Source organism: Paenibacillus ottowii, assembly GCF_006874425.1.
GTDB lineage: Bacteria > Bacillota > Bacilli > Paenibacillales > Paenibacillaceae > Paenibacillus > Paenibacillus ottowii.
Window position 1 is genome coordinate 40,322 of the sequence record NZ_VIJZ01000015.1, and the last position, 17,072, is coordinate 57,393.

Here is a 17,072-nt window from a genome sequence, read left to right on the forward strand (position 1 = left end):
ATCTCCGTCATTGGGGTAAAGTGACAGACTTGACTTGAGCAGAGGTATTTCCGTAGATATCCTTGGCCAGCACAAGAACATGCAGCGTATCGGCTTGGGAGACACCACTCTGTTTGTATTTAGTAGTTGAAAGTGTTGCTGACCAGTTGGCTTTATCTTCTGTAATACCGATACGAATGCCATTGACATAAACTTTAAGCTGCGCGATACCACTTTGGTCTGTGACTGAACCTTCTAAAGCAAGAACATCGTCCTTGATCGAAGCATTCAACTTAAGAGCAGGAGCTTCTGTTTCCTTCCGTTTAGAGGGGGGGAGAGTAGTATGCGGGTTATATGAAAAGGTTTCACCCTCAAGTGCTGGCGTACGTGCTGCAATAGGACGTTTTTTGGTTGCCTGTTCATAGGAATAAGCGTAACGAAGCAGGTCATTATCGCTGTATGCGGCACCTGCCATCGTCAGATTCACAGGCATACCAGTATCCTTCATAGCACCCATGCTCACAGACACACTTGGGATTCCGTATTCGCGTAAAAGGAAATTTGTATTGGAGAAATAGTTGCCATTCTCCCACGCTTCCTCATAGGACGTTTCATTCACATCGGAGTCCGCTTTGCCGATATTCGAATTTGCCGGGAATGCAATAAAATCAAGGTTATTTTGCTTCATCCAGTCTTCAAAATCAATCTTTCGAACATTCTCAAGCCCCCGCAGCCCTTCATAAAACTGAGGAATTTGTTCGTATGGAGTAACGCCTTTCTTGATGGTGTCAATGAATACGTCATAGTGGCCAAGGTCTCTGCCACGTTTGGCATCCACCGAACCGGGCGGATTCGGAAAGACGGTTGCGGGATCGATATTTGCCCATGACGGGAAATTCGGATCGCCTACACTTTTAAGGAACTCCTCAGCTGCATAAGGATTAAGCAGTCCGAATTCCTTTTCACTCCACTTTGCTGGCATCAACCCTCGTTCTTCAGGTGTTTTCGCAGTTGGTCGGTCCTTTTCGCTGTTCACTTGCAGGGGGAAGTCAACTTCCACAACCTCAGCTCCCAGAGCAGTTAAATCCTTTACAGCTTTTTCCCATAATGCTTGTATTGAAGGTCTGAATTTGATCGGAGTTGAAGTTTCTGGGTCCTTACCGATATAGATCTTCGGAACACCGATGCGTTTGCCTTTCAAAGCTTGGGTATCTCGCAACTCCAGATAGGAATTGGGACGTACACTGTTGACAGAAGGGAGGCGAACGGCTTTCTGTTCTCGCCAGAAATCGCCCTTGGTGATCTTATCCTCTACAACGATCACGTCAAGCAAACGGAGCATGTCCTCGACAGTCCTCGTATGTGGGACAACGACATCCCGTATAGGGAAGAGCGGCCAATTCCCCCGAATGGAGATTAGGCCTCGCGATGGTGTGTAAGCAATTAAACCATTGTTGGATGCTGGTGATCTTCCAGAGGATACCGTTTCTTCCCCCATACCGAAAGCAGCGAGGTTGGCGGCTGTTGATACGCCAGATCCGTTAGAAGAGCCAGAGTACCAGGCTGCAGCCAAATAATCTGGATTGTACGGACTTTCAGCACGACCATAAACGCCTCTTTGCATTCCCCCCGCTGCCATTGGCGGCATATTGGTTTTACCAATGAGCACCCCACCGGATTTGCGTATCTTCTCTACTGTAAAGGCATCATCCTTTGCCATCAGGTTTTTGAAAGCCGGAGATCCAGCAGCGACAGTGAGACCCTTAACCTTGTAGCTGTCTTTAACCGTGTAGGGTATGCCCTGCAGGGGTCCGGTATTAACACCCTGCGCCCTTAGTCGATCAGCCTGCGCAGCTTCTTTTAGTACGCCAGGGTTCAGAACCGGGATAGAATTTAGCCGAATGCCACTAGAATCATAGGCATATACCCGGTTAAGGTACATGGCCGTGAGTTCGACACTCGACATTGCTCCTGACTTCATCGCGTCCTGCATCTGAGCAATCGTAGCTTCTTGCAATTGAAATGTAACGAGGGAGGAGGTAGGTTCACTACTTTTAATGGAAGAGGAGGGCGAAGGAGCAGCGGAGGCAAGCGAGCATCCCGTAAAAGTTAAAACCATACCAGCCGCGATCCATTTGTAATAGCCACTGATTACATTCCTTGTACCTGCTTTTAGCGATCGTACGCGCATAACATTTCACTCCTTAGAATTAGATAGGATGAGGAATTTAAATAGAGGGGATGAGAGAAGAACTATTTTTGCATAAATGTTTCTAATTATACTACTTATTTTCATATAGGATGTCAATTTTTGTAATGGTAAAAGCGGGAAAGTATGTTTTAGAACTAGAAGCCTCCGGCTGCGTTTAGGCACATGAATTGTTGTACAAACCTTGTTATGAAGAGGACTGTTTTTTGGCTTGTTTTCTTTTTTTGATAACTATAACCACAAATAGAAACAAAGGGAGGAGAATTTGAAAAATAGGGAACCAGGAATTAAGTACAAATTTCCGTCCGATTACGATGTGATGAGTATAATTAGGAGACAAAAAAGAAAGCCCATAAAGAAGGGCTGCAAGGGGAAAAATCCATTTTTTAAATCCGACTCCGGTTATTTTTTCAAGTCCTATCACGGCGGCATTAAGAAATAAAGACATTTTGATGATCAAGCCAAGAAAAAGAAGCAAGGTAAAAAGGGCATCCATTCGTTCGAACACTTCTGCTAATTCGATCAACTGAACGGCTTCCAAAAGAGGAAGTGTGCTATTGGCGGCGATCTTGGGTCCGAGAACAAAAATTTCCAATTGGTTAACAAATGTTAGAGCAAGCGCGGTCATTGTATAGGCAAAAAAAACGGGTTTCGTGAGATTCCGGCCTTTATATGCAAGCGGGTAAAATACAAGGAATATCACAGTTTGTCCGAATGGAAAAGAAATAAGTTCAGGAAAAGCGGCTTTAAATATGGGTGTCCATCCTTCCTCTAAAACCGGAAGAGAATTTTCGAGGTGAAAGAGACCGGTTGCCGGAATTAATATACTAATTATAGCGTAGCCCAGTACAAAAAAAGGGAAAAGAAATAAGCATAACAAGAACAAGACTTTGTAGCCATAACGAATCGTATTGGATACAACCACAATTGTGATCAAGATGATGATCCACAAGGGTGTTTGGCGGAGCAAAGTCATTACGGTTACCTCGCCTAAATCACGTATGTTCCGAGATGCTTCATATGTAAAATACATCACAAAAAGTAAGTTAATGAGTGTACCCACATATTTTCCTGTGTAACGGCGAAACAACATGAACAAATCTAAATCAGGATCTTGATGGTGAATAGTAAGATGAAGCTTTAACAGAAGTAGTCCTGCTAAAGCTCCTAACAACATAACTAACCAAGCATCTTGCTTTGCTTCAGCTCCCATTAAAAACAAAGTTGTACTTCCAACCTCAAACAAAGACATACAAATGATCAGCTCTGATACTCGGATTGTATTTTGACGCATTGCTTCAATTCACCTCTCCCTGCTTATTCATTTTTCAACAGTTCGTTAAAAGATTTTTCGAATAATCCTGGACGTGCAAGCTTCATTTTTACACCTATTTTTATATCCATGTTTGCGAACTCTTCAGGCCATGTCTCTTTTATTTTTTTCCAGTCTTTTGGGTGCTTTTGATGAATTTTATTTCCAACACCAATAAGGTCGATATTCTTTTGTTGTAAGGCTTTCCAGCCTTCCTGAATTTGCAATTTGATTATTTCCGCTGCTTGCATCTGCAATTGATGTATACTTTGCATATCTTTCATTTCTCTTTGCGAAGAGGCTGACAGAAGGTCCCCGGTAGCTTTGACGTCAACGTTGAGGTAATAATGATTTGAATTCTTGATTGGCGTAACCTTAACCTTGGCTTTCCGGATGAGGAAAGCGGACGTAACGTTTCCATCCACATAGTTTACAGTGGTGTTTTTAATTTGGTTGTTTAACCATGAAACCCCCATACTTTCCTTTGCATTTAGGAAGCCAACTCTCTTGTCTTTCTGAAAAAGGCTTAAGCCCGTTAACTTGAGTTTATTTTTGGCGGAGGTTTCCTTGAAAACATCAACAGAATCTAGCTTCTCTGGCTCGGAACCCTCAAGAGATATTTCTGGAACACCGGCTGCACCACTGTCGGAGCTAATTTTCGAAATAAATTGATACATGGATACTGCGGGATAAATTGATCCTAATTTGCTGTTTTTCTCTATAATTCTTTCTAAAGCTTGACCAGGAATTTTCTCTGGTGGTACAAGCTTTTTCAAAAAATCGCGTGCCTCTCCGTTGGCAATGAATACTTTTACAGTTTCTCGTGAATCAAGGTTGCGGAGGTAAATATCAATGATCTCTTCAATGCCTTGCTCTGCTGCTTTTTTTCCAATAACGAGTATATTATTTTGGGCAAAATACAGTCTGCGTGGGTACTCCAGGCTACTCTTCGTAACAGTCTCTCTCAATGTTTTTCCCTGTGTAGAAAAGGTATGTACAGCGCTTTGAGATGCCCCAGTGGAAGAGCCACCTGAGCCTGTCGTCATGGCTGATGGAATTATGATTTGATAAGTATTGATCCAATCACCTTTGTGTCCATCAATTCCAGTTGCTGTTGTGATGCCTAATTCATTCAGTTCGGTACGATCTACACATCCTGTAAGTAATAACACTACAATATACAAAACATAACTAACTTTAATTTGGCGTACCATTGATCTCTCCTATTTTTGAGTATCAGACTTATGATCACCTTCAGTATCATCCGAACTAGCAGGGTATTGGTGAGCTGCCTGTCTTGTCTCATTATGGCCTGATTTTTCGCTAGGTCTGGTTTTCATAGCCCACCAGGGGGCTCTGATGATAAGGTCCTTCATATTCGATTTAAAGGTGGGGCTGTAGGGCACAAAATAATCAACTCCGAATGATTTGAGAGACACAAGATGAACAAGAAGGGGGATGATTCCGATCAGAATACCGAATAAGCCCAGAGCCCCCGCCAGTAACATAAGTGCAAAACGCAACAACCTGACTGCTGAAGCCATACCAAAATACGGGATGACAAAGTTCGATATAGCAGTGAAGGCAACAACGATCACCATTGCACCTGAGACCAGTCCAGCTTGCACCGCCGCCTGTCCGATAACCAGAGCTCCTACAATGGAAACGGCTGATCCGATGACCCGCGGCATTCGCACACCTGCTTCACGTATCACTTCAAACATCAGTTCCATCATTAAAGCTTCCAATAATGCAGGAAAAGGAGTTCCTTCCCGTTGAGCCATCAGCGTAATTAACAGCGTGGTAGGGATCATTTCCTGTTGGAAATTCGTTAAGGCTATAAATAGAGAAGGAAGCAACAATGAGACTAGAAAAGATACCACACGAAGAGCCCTTAAGAAAGTTGAAATGTCATATCTCTGGTAGTAGTCTTCGGCCGTCTGAAAAAAATTAAAGAAGGTTACAGGTGCAATCAGAGCGAATGGCGTCCCATCAATCAGAACAGCTACTTGTCCGTCTAAAAGGCTTCCTGCGACTGTATCCGGACGCTCTGAGTTTAGCATGGTGGGAAAGAGACTAAGGGGTTCATCCTGTATGAATTCTTCGATGTAGCCACTTTCAAGTATGCTGTCTGTATCAATGGATTGAAGCCGTTTTGTCATTTCCTGTATGACTTCTGGATTAGCGACATTTTCTATGTAAGCTAACATGACTTTGGTTTGTGTATAACGCCCAATAACGTGACTTTCAAATTTAAGGTCAGGTGTCCGCAGTTTTCTTCTGATCAGTGTGATATTGGTTGAGATATCCTCCGTAAATCCTTCTTTAGGACCCCGTACTACGGTCTGAGAACTGGGTTCCTGAATAGCCCGTCTTACTCCGCCTGCGATCGAAACTGCCAAAGCATAGTTGTTGCCGTTGATGACAATGACAGCATTCCCGGAGAGGATGGCTTGATATACTTCATTTTGTGAATGTATGATTTGAATATTTCCTGCTGGAATTGTCTTCTTTAATAGAGAGACCGAGACCGTGCTATTTTCACCAAGATTAGATGAAGATTCAGAGAATTTTTCTGCAATTAAACCTTCCATTAAATCGGAAAGTAAGTTCTGATCAATTAATCCTTCGATATAACATAATGCGATATGACCGACTTGAGCAGGATTTTCAGAAAAATCACGAATAACGAAATCAGGACCTTGTCCAAGTTTCAATTGGAGTAAAGACAGAGTATGGGATAGTGATGGACTGATAGGGTCAGCTGAGTTTTGCTGCTTGGATTTCTTAGTATCCTGTTTATGCCTGTTTCCAGGTTTCAGAACGTCCCTAATCCAATCTGACAACACTAGTTCACTTCCCCTTATTTACTGATAAAGCATATTTTGTCCTCGCATACCCAAAATATACCCCTTGTGGTAGTCGGTTCCCTAAAAACAAGGACTGGTGAAAACACTGAATGATTTGATGCAAATGGAGGGGAGAGAAAGTGACTTTAGATCGAATCTTAATGCAATCTTAATGCTGTAGACAAATTCATAATACGGTACTGATTTTGCTCATGATATACTAAGGAGTGGAGAGAATATAAATAGAGGGTGGGCACAGGATGGCAGCACAGCAGAACGATGCCGGGTCCATACGTGATCGAAATACTGACATGCCTGTAAGGAAAAGAAGAGGAAGACTGAAAATTTTTATAGGATATGCGCCAGGTGTTGGGAAGACCTGTGCGATGCTTAGCGCCGCCCACGAAGAGCAAAAAGAGGGTATGGATATCGTGATTGGATATATGGAACATGATGATCGGCCGTACACAGCGGCGCTGTTGGAAGGACTTGAACTTCTTCCTTACATCGAAATTTCAGGTGAAGAATCCTCTACTAAGGAATTTGATGTTGACCAAGCACTCCAGAGAAGACCTGACCTTATTTTATTAGACGATTTGGCCCATGCCAACGCGGCAGGATGCCGCCATAGAAAAAGATATCAGGATGTGGAGGAGCTTCTTCGCGCAGGAATTCATGTATATACGACGATAGATATCCAGCAGATCGAAAGCCTAACGGACATTGTATACTCCATTACTGGCATTTCCGTTAACGAACGCATACCGGACAGTGTATTTGACCGTGCTGATCAGGTGGAATTAGTCGATATTGAACCGGATGATTTAATAGAACGTTTGTATAGGGGAAAGATTTATCGTGAGAGTGAGAATATACAAGCTCATATATTTACCAAGGAAAAGCTGACGGCTCTTCGTGAAATTGCTTTGCGTAATACAGCAAGCCAGTTAAATCGAATTGCGGTGCAAATCAGTGATCAGGCAAAAACCAATGAATTTGATTCAAAAGAACATATTCTGGTCTTTTTGTCTGCGGCTGCTTCCAATAAGAAAGTGATTCGAACAGCAGCGAGAATGGCGGCAGCTTTTCATGGTCATTTCACCACGCTGTTTGTGGAAACGCAGGAAGCGAGAGAATTGACGCCAAAAAATAAAACGAAGTTAAGGGAAAACCTTAGACTAGCCGAGCAAATGGGTGCACATATTGCCACGATGTATGGAGACGATATTCCAGGGCAGATTGCCGAATACGTGAAAACAAGCCATGTATCAAAAATTGTCCTAGGACGCTCTCCCTACAAGAAGAGAAGACTTGTAAAAACCAATGTTATGGACAAACTAACGGCCTTGCTCCCTAACACTGAGATCTATATTATTCCCTTTACTGATCCTTCCCTCTATAAAAAAATGAATTATTACGCAAAATATCCCAATCTATCGCTAGCTGATACTATCAAGACGATTGCTATCTTGGCTATATGCACAATCATTGGCTTGTGGTTTAAATATTTGGAATTCCGAGAAGCCAACATTATCACCGTGTACATACTTGGGGTTTTGTTAAATGCAATGGTGACCAAGGGCAGAATGTATAGTGCCATTTCTTCTATTATGAGTGTACTCGTGTTTAATTATTTCTTTACCGAGCCTTATTATTCTTTACAGGCTTATGATTCAGGCTATCCCGTCACCTTTCTGGTCATGCTGACTGCTTCTTTTATGACAAGTACATTGACCATGCGAATAAGAGAGCAAGCACGGCAATCCGCACATAAAGCTTATCGTACCGAGGTGCTTCTGGAAACAAGCCGGAAATTGCAACAGGCTAAAGATTCCTCGGATATTATTAATGAAATGGCGTATCAAATGGTGAAGTTATTGGATAGAACGGTTATTTTTTATTCTGTTCACCAGGGAGAACTGTTGGCGCCGCAGGTTTTTTCAAAGAAAGAATCTGCATTTGATCCAGAGGTCTACATAGGAGACAACGAACGTGCGGTTGCAGAGTGGGTGTATAAGAACAACAAGCGTGCAGGAGCTACGACCGATACTTTTTTTGGCGCTAAGTGCCTATATCATGCGGTGCGTGGAGGAGATCAGGTTCTTGCGGTGGCAGCAATTGTAATGGACCAGGAAGAACCTTTAGAAGTTTTTGAAAATAGCCTAATGCTTGCCATGCTGGGAGAATGCGCGCTGGCGTTGGAAAAAGAAAAACTGAATGAAAAGCAACAAGAGATCTCTATGCAAATCCAGCAGGAGCAACTGCGTGCCAGTCTGCTTCGATCCATTTCTCATGATTTGCGCACTCCGCTTACCAGCATCTCGGGCAATGCGGGGATTCTTCTTGGGAACTCTGAGGTACTAAACAATGAACAAAAAAAAGATCTGTATTCGGATATATATGACGATTCCATGTGGCTAATCAATTTAGTAGAAAATTTACTCTCCATGAGTCGAATCGAAAATGGTAATCTAAATCTGAATTTTCAGGCAGAATTAATGGAGGAAATCATTTCGGAGGCTCTACTTCATGTGAATCGTAACAGCGTGAAGCATGTCATTCAAACGAATTTGGATGATGAGTTGATGATGGCTCGAATGGACTCCCGGCTTATTATTCAGGTTTTAATCAATATGGTTGATAATGCAATCAAGTATACCCAAGATGGCTCCCATATCATGATTTCTGCAAGACGTGAGAGACATAGGGTCGTTGTAGAAATCTCCGATGATGGGCCTGGTATTCCTTCAGAAGAAGTGAAGGACAAGCTGTTTGATATGTTTTATACGGCGGATAACATTCATGGGGACGGACGTCGTGGGTTAGGATTGGGACTTTCTCTGTGCAAATCAATTGTGAATGCCCATGGCGGTACCATTGGTGTTCATAACAATGTCCCCAAAGGGGCAGTTTTTTATTTTACCCTGCAAGCTGAGGAAGTGAATATTCATGAATAAACCCTTTATTCTTGTTGTGGAAGATGATAAACCCATTCGTAAGCTGATCACGACAACGCTGGAGACACAGGGCTATAAATACCATACGACTGAAACAGGCGAAGCATCAATTTTGGAAGCAGTATCCAGGCGGCCGGATCTCATGATTCTGGATTTAGGGTTGCCGGATATGGACGGTGTAGATATCATAAAAAAACTTCGTGAATGGTCGAATATGCCTATTATCGTGGTCAGCGCACGCAGCGAAGATCGGGATAAAATAGATGCTCTGGATGCCGGAGCAGATGATTATCTAACAAAGCCCTTCAGTGTAGAAGAATTGCTGGCCAGACTTCGAGTCAGTTTACGAAGAATTCGATTTAACAGCGATAAGATCCTGAAGGATGCTTCCAGCTTTACCAATGGAAATTTGAAAATTGATTATGCAGCAGGATGTGTATGGATCGGTGAAAAAGAAGTTCATCTGACCCCAAGCGAATATAAACTGCTTTGCCTGCTAGCAAAGCATGTAGGCAAAGTATTGACCCATAATTTTATTCTGCATGAAATCTGGGGCAGCCATGCATATGATATTCCTGCCCTGCGTGTGTTTATGGCAACGCTCAGAAAAAAAATAGAAAAAACATCATTACAGTCAAAGTTTATTCAAACTCATATCGGAGTTGGTTACCGCATGCTTCAGGTTGGAGAAGATACTTAGGCAATAATGCCAAAATGTAATTAGAGGCCGTGCCCTGATGGGCAGGGTCTTTTTATTTTTTATCAGCCATCTAAATCTTAAGGGAATCTTTATATCTATATGAAAACCCTAATCCTAAACTAATGGTGAAAATGTTACGCTTAACCCGGAAGTTAGGAGGAATTAGGAGGTTTGGCGGGAATGAATGAAACTTTAACAATGACAGGTCTGATCTTAACTGTGCTGGTGGTGTTGTATTCTGTTAAAAAAATATATGATTTTATCGATATGCGGAAAATGGTACAGAGAGATATCTATGAGAACTATGAAATCTATAGAGCAGCTCAGAAGTTTGCTTTTGGTACACCCGTGGATGAGATCACAGAAATTCTGACAAACAGCTATGAGTTAGACGATAACCAAATTAAAGAAACAATGCTTTTGGCTCTTCCGCATCGAACCGATCCCGATGGTGGTTATCTCGCCTTTATCAAGGCTATAAATCGGGTGCTGGGACAAGAGATTTACTACTAAACCTGACTTAGTTAAATCACTCCTGATGGCTGTACAGCCCAGCACGCCGTGCATGGATCTTCCGCAAATCGACGCTGATCTTTTAAGACGTTGGGGGCAACCGCCAAGTGGTCCTTCCTTCGATGAATTGAGTAAGGAGTCTAAGGTCAAAGCGGAGCGGATGCGCGAGATTGTCGATCAATTCATAGCGGCGGATAAGATCGTCATTGTCAATCCGGTATGGAATTTATCTTTTCCGTCGGTGCTGAAAGCGTACATTGACGCAGTTACAGTTACAGGAAAAACCATTAAGCGATCCGATAATGGGCTACGGGGTTTGTCTGGTTTGACGGGGACCCAGCAAGGTAAAAGAGTGATGCACATTCAGGCTTCCGGAACCGTTCTCTCCCACGGGAAGTTTAAAGATGTAGAGTACAGCCACAGTTATGTAAAAGCTATCATGAATTTGCTGGGTATTGATGATGTACAGGCTATTTTTGTTGAAGGTATCAGTGAACAGCCGGACCAAGCACAGAGCATAAAGGAGCAAGCCATTCGTCAAGCCATATTGGCAGCACAAGAATTTTAATATAATTTACGGAGCACATCACTAGGTTTCATCCCTTGTGATGTGCTCTTTTTAATTTAGAATGATATTGTCATATTTGATAGATCATGTTATGATTATGCCAAATAAAGCCAATATTATGAATAATAATACATATTTATGCTTATTATTTTACATTTCTATACTTTATTCGATTAATACTGAAGTTTACTGCATAGATACGACGATACGTATATAGTGTTTCCTCTCGTAAAGTGCATCTAAAAGAATAAAATTGTAAGCGATTACAACCTGATTCTACCTCTTATCAATTTTTACGGCAGTTTTCCTTACGGGTAGAAGTCTGAGCATATTCATAGGTCTGATAAATTTACGGATAGCTCGGCTTTAGACCATATAAAAAAACGGAGGTTATGTCTATGATAAGAAAATATCTAGTTTTATTTCTTTCCTTCGCTTTATTGCTGAGTCTCTTTCCTGGGATAAATGTAGATGCTGCGAATCGACCACTGGCTAAACAGCCTGGAAATTCCAACCCACTAATGGATCATAAATTGGGAGCTGATCCCTACTCATTGGTATATGATGGAAGAGTGTATATCTACATGTCAAGCGATACGTACGTGTATAACAAGGATGGATCGATTAAAGAGAACGACTTCAGTGCGCTGGATCGCATTCAGGTCATATCTTCCACAGACATGGTGAACTGGACGGATCACGGAACGATACCAGTTGCAGGTGCCAACAACAAAAACAGTGGAAGAGGCATTGCCAAATGGGCCTCTAACTCGTGGGCTCCAGCGGTTGCGCATAAAAAAATAAATGGCAGAGACAAGTTCTTTTTATATTTCGCCAATGGGGGAGCAGGGATTGGTGTCCTGACAGCGGACACGCCTATTGGGCCTTGGACAGATCCCCTTGGCAAAGCACTTGTGACACATAGTACACCTGGGATGGCTGGCGTGACTTGGCTTTTTGACCCAGCTGTACTGGTAGATGATGATGGAACGGGATACCTGTATAGCGGTGGCGGAATTCCTAATGAATCCGATCCGGCTTCCATTGCAAATCCGAAAACCGCCAGAGTCATCAAATTAGGCGCAGATATGACAAGCGTTATTGGAAACGCCACCACTATAGATGCTCCTTACCTGTTTGAGGATTCCGGTATTCATAAGCACAACGGCAAATACTATTATTCGTACTGTATGAACTTTGCCGGAAAACACCCTCAACAGTACCCAGCAGGTGAAATCGGCTATATGGTTAGTGATAACCCGATGGGTCCCTTCACTTATAAAGGTCATTTCCTAAAAAATCCGTATACGTTCTTCGGCGTTGGCGGCAACAACCACCATGCTGTATTTAATTTCAAGAATGAATGGTATGTGGTGTACCATGCCCAAACGGTCAGCAAAGCTCAAATTGGAGATGGAAAAGGCTATCGCTCTCCGCATATTAATAAGCTTGTGCACAAGGAGGACGGAAGCATCTCTGAGGTGCAGGGGAATATGACAGGAATCGCTCAGCTCTCCAATATAAACCCGTATACCAGAGTTGAAGCGGAGACCATTGCGTGGCAAGCAGGTGTTACGACCGAACCCACGCAAGCCAGCGGCGGCCCGATTAGCAATCTGGATGTAACCAACATCCATAATGGGGACTGGATCGCTGTTGGAAAGGCTGATTTTGGCTCAACCGGAGCGAAGACGTTCAAAGCTAATGTGGCCACAAATGTCGGTGGCAACATTGAAGTTCGGCTTGACAGTGAAACAGGTCCTCTAGTCGGTTCCTTGAAAGTGCCGTCAACTGGAGGCATGCAGACCTGGAGAGAAGTAGAGACCACGATCAATAATGCAACTGGAGTTCACAACGTTTATCTGGTGTTTACTGGGTCAAGTAACGGCAATCTAATGAATTTGGATGCTTGGCAGTTCACTCCCAACACGGGGGGGAATACAGTAACAAAGGTTGAAGCCGAGAATATGAATATTGGCGGTACTTATGCAGGCAAGATCAGCGCACCATTTGACGGCGTCGCTCTGTATGCCAATGCTGACTACGCTGCATATTCACAGTATTTTGCCAACCCTACGCATAATATCTCAGTGCGGGGGGCTTCAAGTAATACTGGTACGGCCAAGGTAGACTTGGTTATTGGAGGAGTGACTGTAGGTTCTTTCAAGTTCACAGGCAAAACGCCGACTGTCCAAACCTTGTCGAATATTACTCACGCTACTGGAGATCAGGATATCAAACTCACCTTGACGAGCGATGATGGCACTTGGGATGCCTACGTGGATTTCATTGAATTTTCATTATGATTGCTCGTCGAAACAGTAGTTGTTTTGGACCTTTTGTAAAATCGAGAGATCCGCCCTTTTAGTCCAAGTGAGCGCAATCGGCAGTGAAATGTCCAGGCAAGCTCTATTAATTGGTTTCGGCAGACTCTATCACGTTGCTGGAAAACGCATTCCACAACTTTGTTCATATTTGAAATTATTCTTGGAGGTGTATTTATGAAGAAGAAGTATTGGTTTACACTGGTGATCACGGGCATAGTTTCTCTGTTTTTTTCGGTAAGCGCTTTTGCAGCGAATGTGTTCTGGGAACCATTAAGCTATTACAATCCGAGTACATGGCAAAAGGCAGATGGATATTCCAATGGGAACATGTTTAATTGCACTTGGCGTGCCAATAATGTCAATTTTACTAACGACGGCAAAATGAAGCTTAGTTTAACGAGTTCTGCGTACAATAAATTTGACGGCGGAGAGTATCGTTCGAAGAATACTTACGGATACGGCTTATACGAGGTCAACATGAAGCCTGCTAAAAATACAGGAATCGTATCTTCCTTTTTCACATATACGGGACCTTCTAATGGCACGCAATGGGATGAAATAGATATTGAATTCTTAGGAAAAGACACAACAAAAGTGCAATTCAACTATTATACAAACGGGGTCGGTGGTCATGAGAAGGTTATCGATCTGGGGTTTGATGCATCAAGTGGCTTCCACACCTATGCATTCGATTGGCAGCCAGGATACATTAAGTGGTATGTTGACGGGGCTCTGAAACATACGGCAACTACGAACATACCGAAGACGCCAGGCCAAATTATGATGAATCTGTGGAATGGCATCGGAGTAGATAGCTGGTTAGGTCCATATAACGGAGTCAATCCGCTGTACGCTGAATATGACTGGGTAAAATATACGAGTAATTAATATAATTACGGCAGAAGAGGCAGCCCTAATGGGCTGCTTTTGCTTTTCAATCCCTCCAGCTAACAGTGCAAAAGGCTTATTTTATGGGATATTACTATTATCAAACATTGAAGTGCCGATAAATATAATAGCACAGAAAAAACAGGTATATATACCAAGTCAAAGGAGAATTACATAAAGGAGGTTTTGACAGGACAGGAGATTACAGGCATCAGTAGTGAGAAATATGAGAAGGTGCACTCCTATGTCGAAGGTTTACAGCGCGCCTTGATGGGAGAGCTGGGTGCGATAGACCGATACCGCAACATCTGGTTTGGATTGCCCACTGGCATCTATAAGGACACGGTGTACGGTATCATCTTAAAAGAGCTAAAGCACGCTGCCAAATACAATTATCTGATTACGTTGAATCTCAGGTAGCTATTTTCTGAAAGTCAACTATAAAGCTCAATTGGGAACTGTGGGGCATTGCCTGCATTCAACTGTAGGTCTTCTAATGTCACGGCTTGCAGTTCCTTTTTCTTTTGGGCAGATCGTTTTCCGTTAATCTCATTTTTTTAAGTTATCCTCGAGAATGAGCCTCCTTCTATGAGAACGGTGGAGTTCCTTCTGTCCACATCTTAAAGTTTTGAAGGGAAGGTTAAGTAAGGTTGAATCTCTGTTTTGAAATCCGTATAAATTCGGACGTAAATCTGCAAATCCCGAATGTCTACCGTCATTCCTCCATTTATTATTAATAAATTTGATATTACGAATCGTTTAAATTCATTTAACACAATATATTTGGAAAGTTACAATTAGTTTAGGAAGCGGCAGTTCTTATAAAGATAAAGGAGGTTATAATATCACGACTTATCATTCAATAGAGGTAGAAGGATTAAACGTATTTTATCGTAAGGCTGGTAATCCGAATAAACCTGTGATTTTATTGCTTCATGGCTTTCCGTCCGCGAGTCATATGTTTAGAGAACTGGTACCAATTTTAGAAAAAGACTACTATTTAATTGCACCTGATTATCCGGGATTCGGAAATACCTCGTCACCTGGCAGAGAAGATTTCCATTATACATTTGATCATATTACTGAAATTATCGAAGCTTTCATTGATAAACAAATCCTTAATAAATATGCATTATATGTATTTGACTACGGAGCCCCAATTGGCTTTCGTATAGCAATGCACCACCCAGAGCGTGTAACAGCCATAATAAGCCAAAATGGAAATTTTTACCGTGAAGGACTAGGGGAGAAATGGGCGGCCCGAGAAGATTATTGGCGTTATCCTACACAAGAAAAAAGAGAAAGTTATAGGACAGCATTTGCACCAAACACGATCAAGAACCAATATGTTGATGGCACAAAGGAAGGCCAAGTTTCCCCAGATAGCTATACTCTTGATATTGCTTATATGTCTCAACCAGAAAATGATGAATTTTTAGGAAAAACGCTGTAGCCTCGTATGACTAGTCTAGTTTTCAACAAAAGGAGGTTTTTAAAAGTGTTCGAGACTCAATTGACGCGTGCTCTGAAAATTCAATATCCGATTTTTCAAGCGCCGATGGCAGGTGGCGTTTCGACGCCTGAATTAGTAGCGGCTGTTTCAAATGCTGGTGGACTAGGCAACCTGGGAGGCGGATACTTAACGCCAGAGCAACTCCGCAGTGATATCCAAGAAATCAGGCAACAAACGGATCAGCCTTTCGGAGTAAACTTGTTTGTGCCTGAGCAATCTGAAGAATCGGAAGAAGCAATCTTCCAGATGACAGATTATCTTAATAAATATCGCGATGAACTTGGCACTGCTCAAAATCCAATGATTTTGAAGTCTTCAGAATCATTTGAGGAGCAGGTACAGGTACTGTTGGAGGAACGTGTATCCATCTTTAGTTTCACTTTTGGCATACCATCTCAAGACATGATCCAAACCATAAAACAGCATGGAATATTTGTTATTGGAACTGCAACAACCGTTGATGAAGCTAAGCAATTGGAGGTAGGAGGTGTAGATGCTATTGTGGCTCAGGGGAGCGAAGCAGGCGGGCATAGAGGGACCTTTCTGAAAGATGCCTCTCATGCTTTGATAGGCACCATGGCTATTGTTCCGCAGATCGTTGACCATGTGTCGATTCCGGTTATCGCAGCGGGGGGAATCATGGATGGGCGGGGACTTGCAGCAAGTCTTTTGTTAGGAGCCGATGCAGTACAGATGGGCACTGCGTTTTTAGCCTGTCCAGAGAGCGGTGCCCACGAAACGTACAAGCAGAAAATCCTATCAACAAATGAGGACTCCACTCAAATTACACGTGCATACTCTGGCAAAGCTGCAAGAGGCATAGAAACAAAATTTATGATTGACATGCATCAATATCGCGGGACAATCCCTGCTTACCCTATTCAAAATGCGATGACCCGAGACATTCGTCAGGCAGCTGCAAAAGCGAACAGCCCCGAGTATATGTCACTTTGGGCGGGCCAAGGTCTTCGATTAGCTAACAACCAACCTGCTGCTTCTATTGTAAAACAAACCATTGATGAAGCGAGTATTCTTGTCCAAAGGCTTCCTACCATTGGAACAGCTGATAATAAATAAGAGAAACTATCATTATCACATTGCTGCGAAAATCGCGGCTTTTTTTATTTGCAGCGGGTTCGGTGCCCATAAGTAGAGCGGTCTACCAAATATGGATTATTATCAGGATGCAGCGGAAAAATCCTCACATTCGTTCTATTCGATTCTTTTAACTTCTATGCGTGAATGGTCATGTGAATA

The 17,072-nt window shown here is 42.6% G+C and carries 13 protein-coding genes; 9 read left to right on the top strand and 4 right to left on the bottom strand.

Annotated elements, in window-relative coordinates:
* Positions 1-7: 7 nt before the first annotated feature.
* From FKV70_RS23900 to FKV70_RS23915, 4 genes are all read right to left on the bottom strand, one after another.
* Positions 8-2,170 (bottom strand): amidase, encoded by a 2,163-nt coding sequence (locus tag FKV70_RS23900; RefSeq protein WP_142614780.1) that lies wholly within the window; start codon positions 2,168-2,170, stop codon positions 8-10.
* Between the two features lie 205 nt (positions 2,171-2,375).
* Entirely contained in the window at positions 2,376-3,482 is a 1,107-nt protein-coding gene (locus FKV70_RS23905; protein WP_142614781.1) for a GerAB/ArcD/ProY family transporter, read from the bottom strand.
* Between the two features lie 23 nt (positions 3,483-3,505).
* The gene (locus FKV70_RS23910) at positions 3,506-4,714 is read right to left on the bottom strand and encodes a Ger(x)C family spore germination protein (RefSeq protein ID WP_142614782.1); all 1,209 of its coding nucleotides are present in this window, start codon (positions 4,712-4,714) and stop codon (positions 3,506-3,508) included.
* A gap of 9 nt (positions 4,715-4,723) precedes the next feature.
* Positions 4,724-6,349, bottom strand: a complete 1,626-nt coding sequence (locus tag FKV70_RS23915; RefSeq protein ID WP_142614783.1) for a spore germination protein — start codon at positions 6,347-6,349, stop codon at positions 4,724-4,726.
* A gap of 260 nt (positions 6,350-6,609) precedes the next feature.
* Between FKV70_RS23915 and FKV70_RS23920 the strand changes: the two genes are divergently transcribed.
* From FKV70_RS23920 to FKV70_RS23965, 9 genes are all read left to right on the top strand, one after another.
* Positions 6,610-9,306: a sensor histidine kinase gene (locus tag FKV70_RS23920; protein WP_142614784.1), complete on the top strand. Its 2,697-nt coding sequence runs from the start codon at positions 6,610-6,612 to the stop codon at positions 9,304-9,306.
* Entirely contained in the window at positions 9,299-10,006 is a 708-nt protein-coding gene (locus tag FKV70_RS23925) for a response regulator (protein ID WP_142614785.1), read from the top strand. The genes FKV70_RS23920 and FKV70_RS23925 overlap by 8 nt, the downstream gene beginning before the upstream one ends.
* 180 nt (positions 10,007-10,186) lie before the next feature.
* Complete coding sequence (locus FKV70_RS23930; RefSeq protein WP_142614786.1) at positions 10,187-10,519, top strand: hypothetical protein; 333 nt, start codon at positions 10,187-10,189, stop codon at positions 10,517-10,519.
* A gap of 52 nt (positions 10,520-10,571) precedes the next feature.
* Positions 10,572-11,087 carry an FMN-dependent NADH-azoreductase gene (locus tag FKV70_RS23935; RefSeq protein ID WP_244310831.1) on the top strand — a complete coding sequence of 172 codons (516 nt, stop codon included), beginning with the start codon at positions 10,572-10,574 and terminating at the stop codon, positions 11,085-11,087.
* 398 nt (positions 11,088-11,485) lie between these two features.
* A complete protein-coding gene (locus FKV70_RS23940) occupies positions 11,486-13,393 on the top strand; it encodes a carbohydrate-binding protein (protein WP_142614787.1) in 1,908 nt (635 codons plus the stop codon).
* A 195-nt stretch (positions 13,394-13,588) separates the two neighbouring features.
* Positions 13,589-14,302, top strand: a complete 714-nt coding sequence (gene bglS, locus FKV70_RS23945; protein ID WP_063211023.1) for a beta-glucanase — start codon at positions 13,589-13,591, stop codon at positions 14,300-14,302.
* Positions 14,303-14,488: 186 nt separating this feature from the next.
* A complete protein-coding gene (locus FKV70_RS23950; RefSeq protein ID WP_244310832.1) occupies positions 14,489-14,722 on the top strand; it encodes a ferritin-like domain-containing protein in 234 nt (77 codons plus the stop codon).
* A gap of 499 nt (positions 14,723-15,221) precedes the next feature.
* Complete coding sequence (locus FKV70_RS23960; RefSeq protein ID WP_280115108.1) at positions 15,222-15,755, top strand: alpha/beta fold hydrolase; 534 nt, start codon at positions 15,222-15,224, stop codon at positions 15,753-15,755.
* A gap of 45 nt (positions 15,756-15,800) precedes the next feature.
* Positions 15,801-16,892, top strand: a complete 1,092-nt coding sequence (locus tag FKV70_RS23965) for an NAD(P)H-dependent flavin oxidoreductase (protein WP_142614788.1) — start codon at positions 15,801-15,803, stop codon at positions 16,890-16,892.
* The last annotated feature ends 180 nt before the right edge of the window (positions 16,893-17,072 follow it).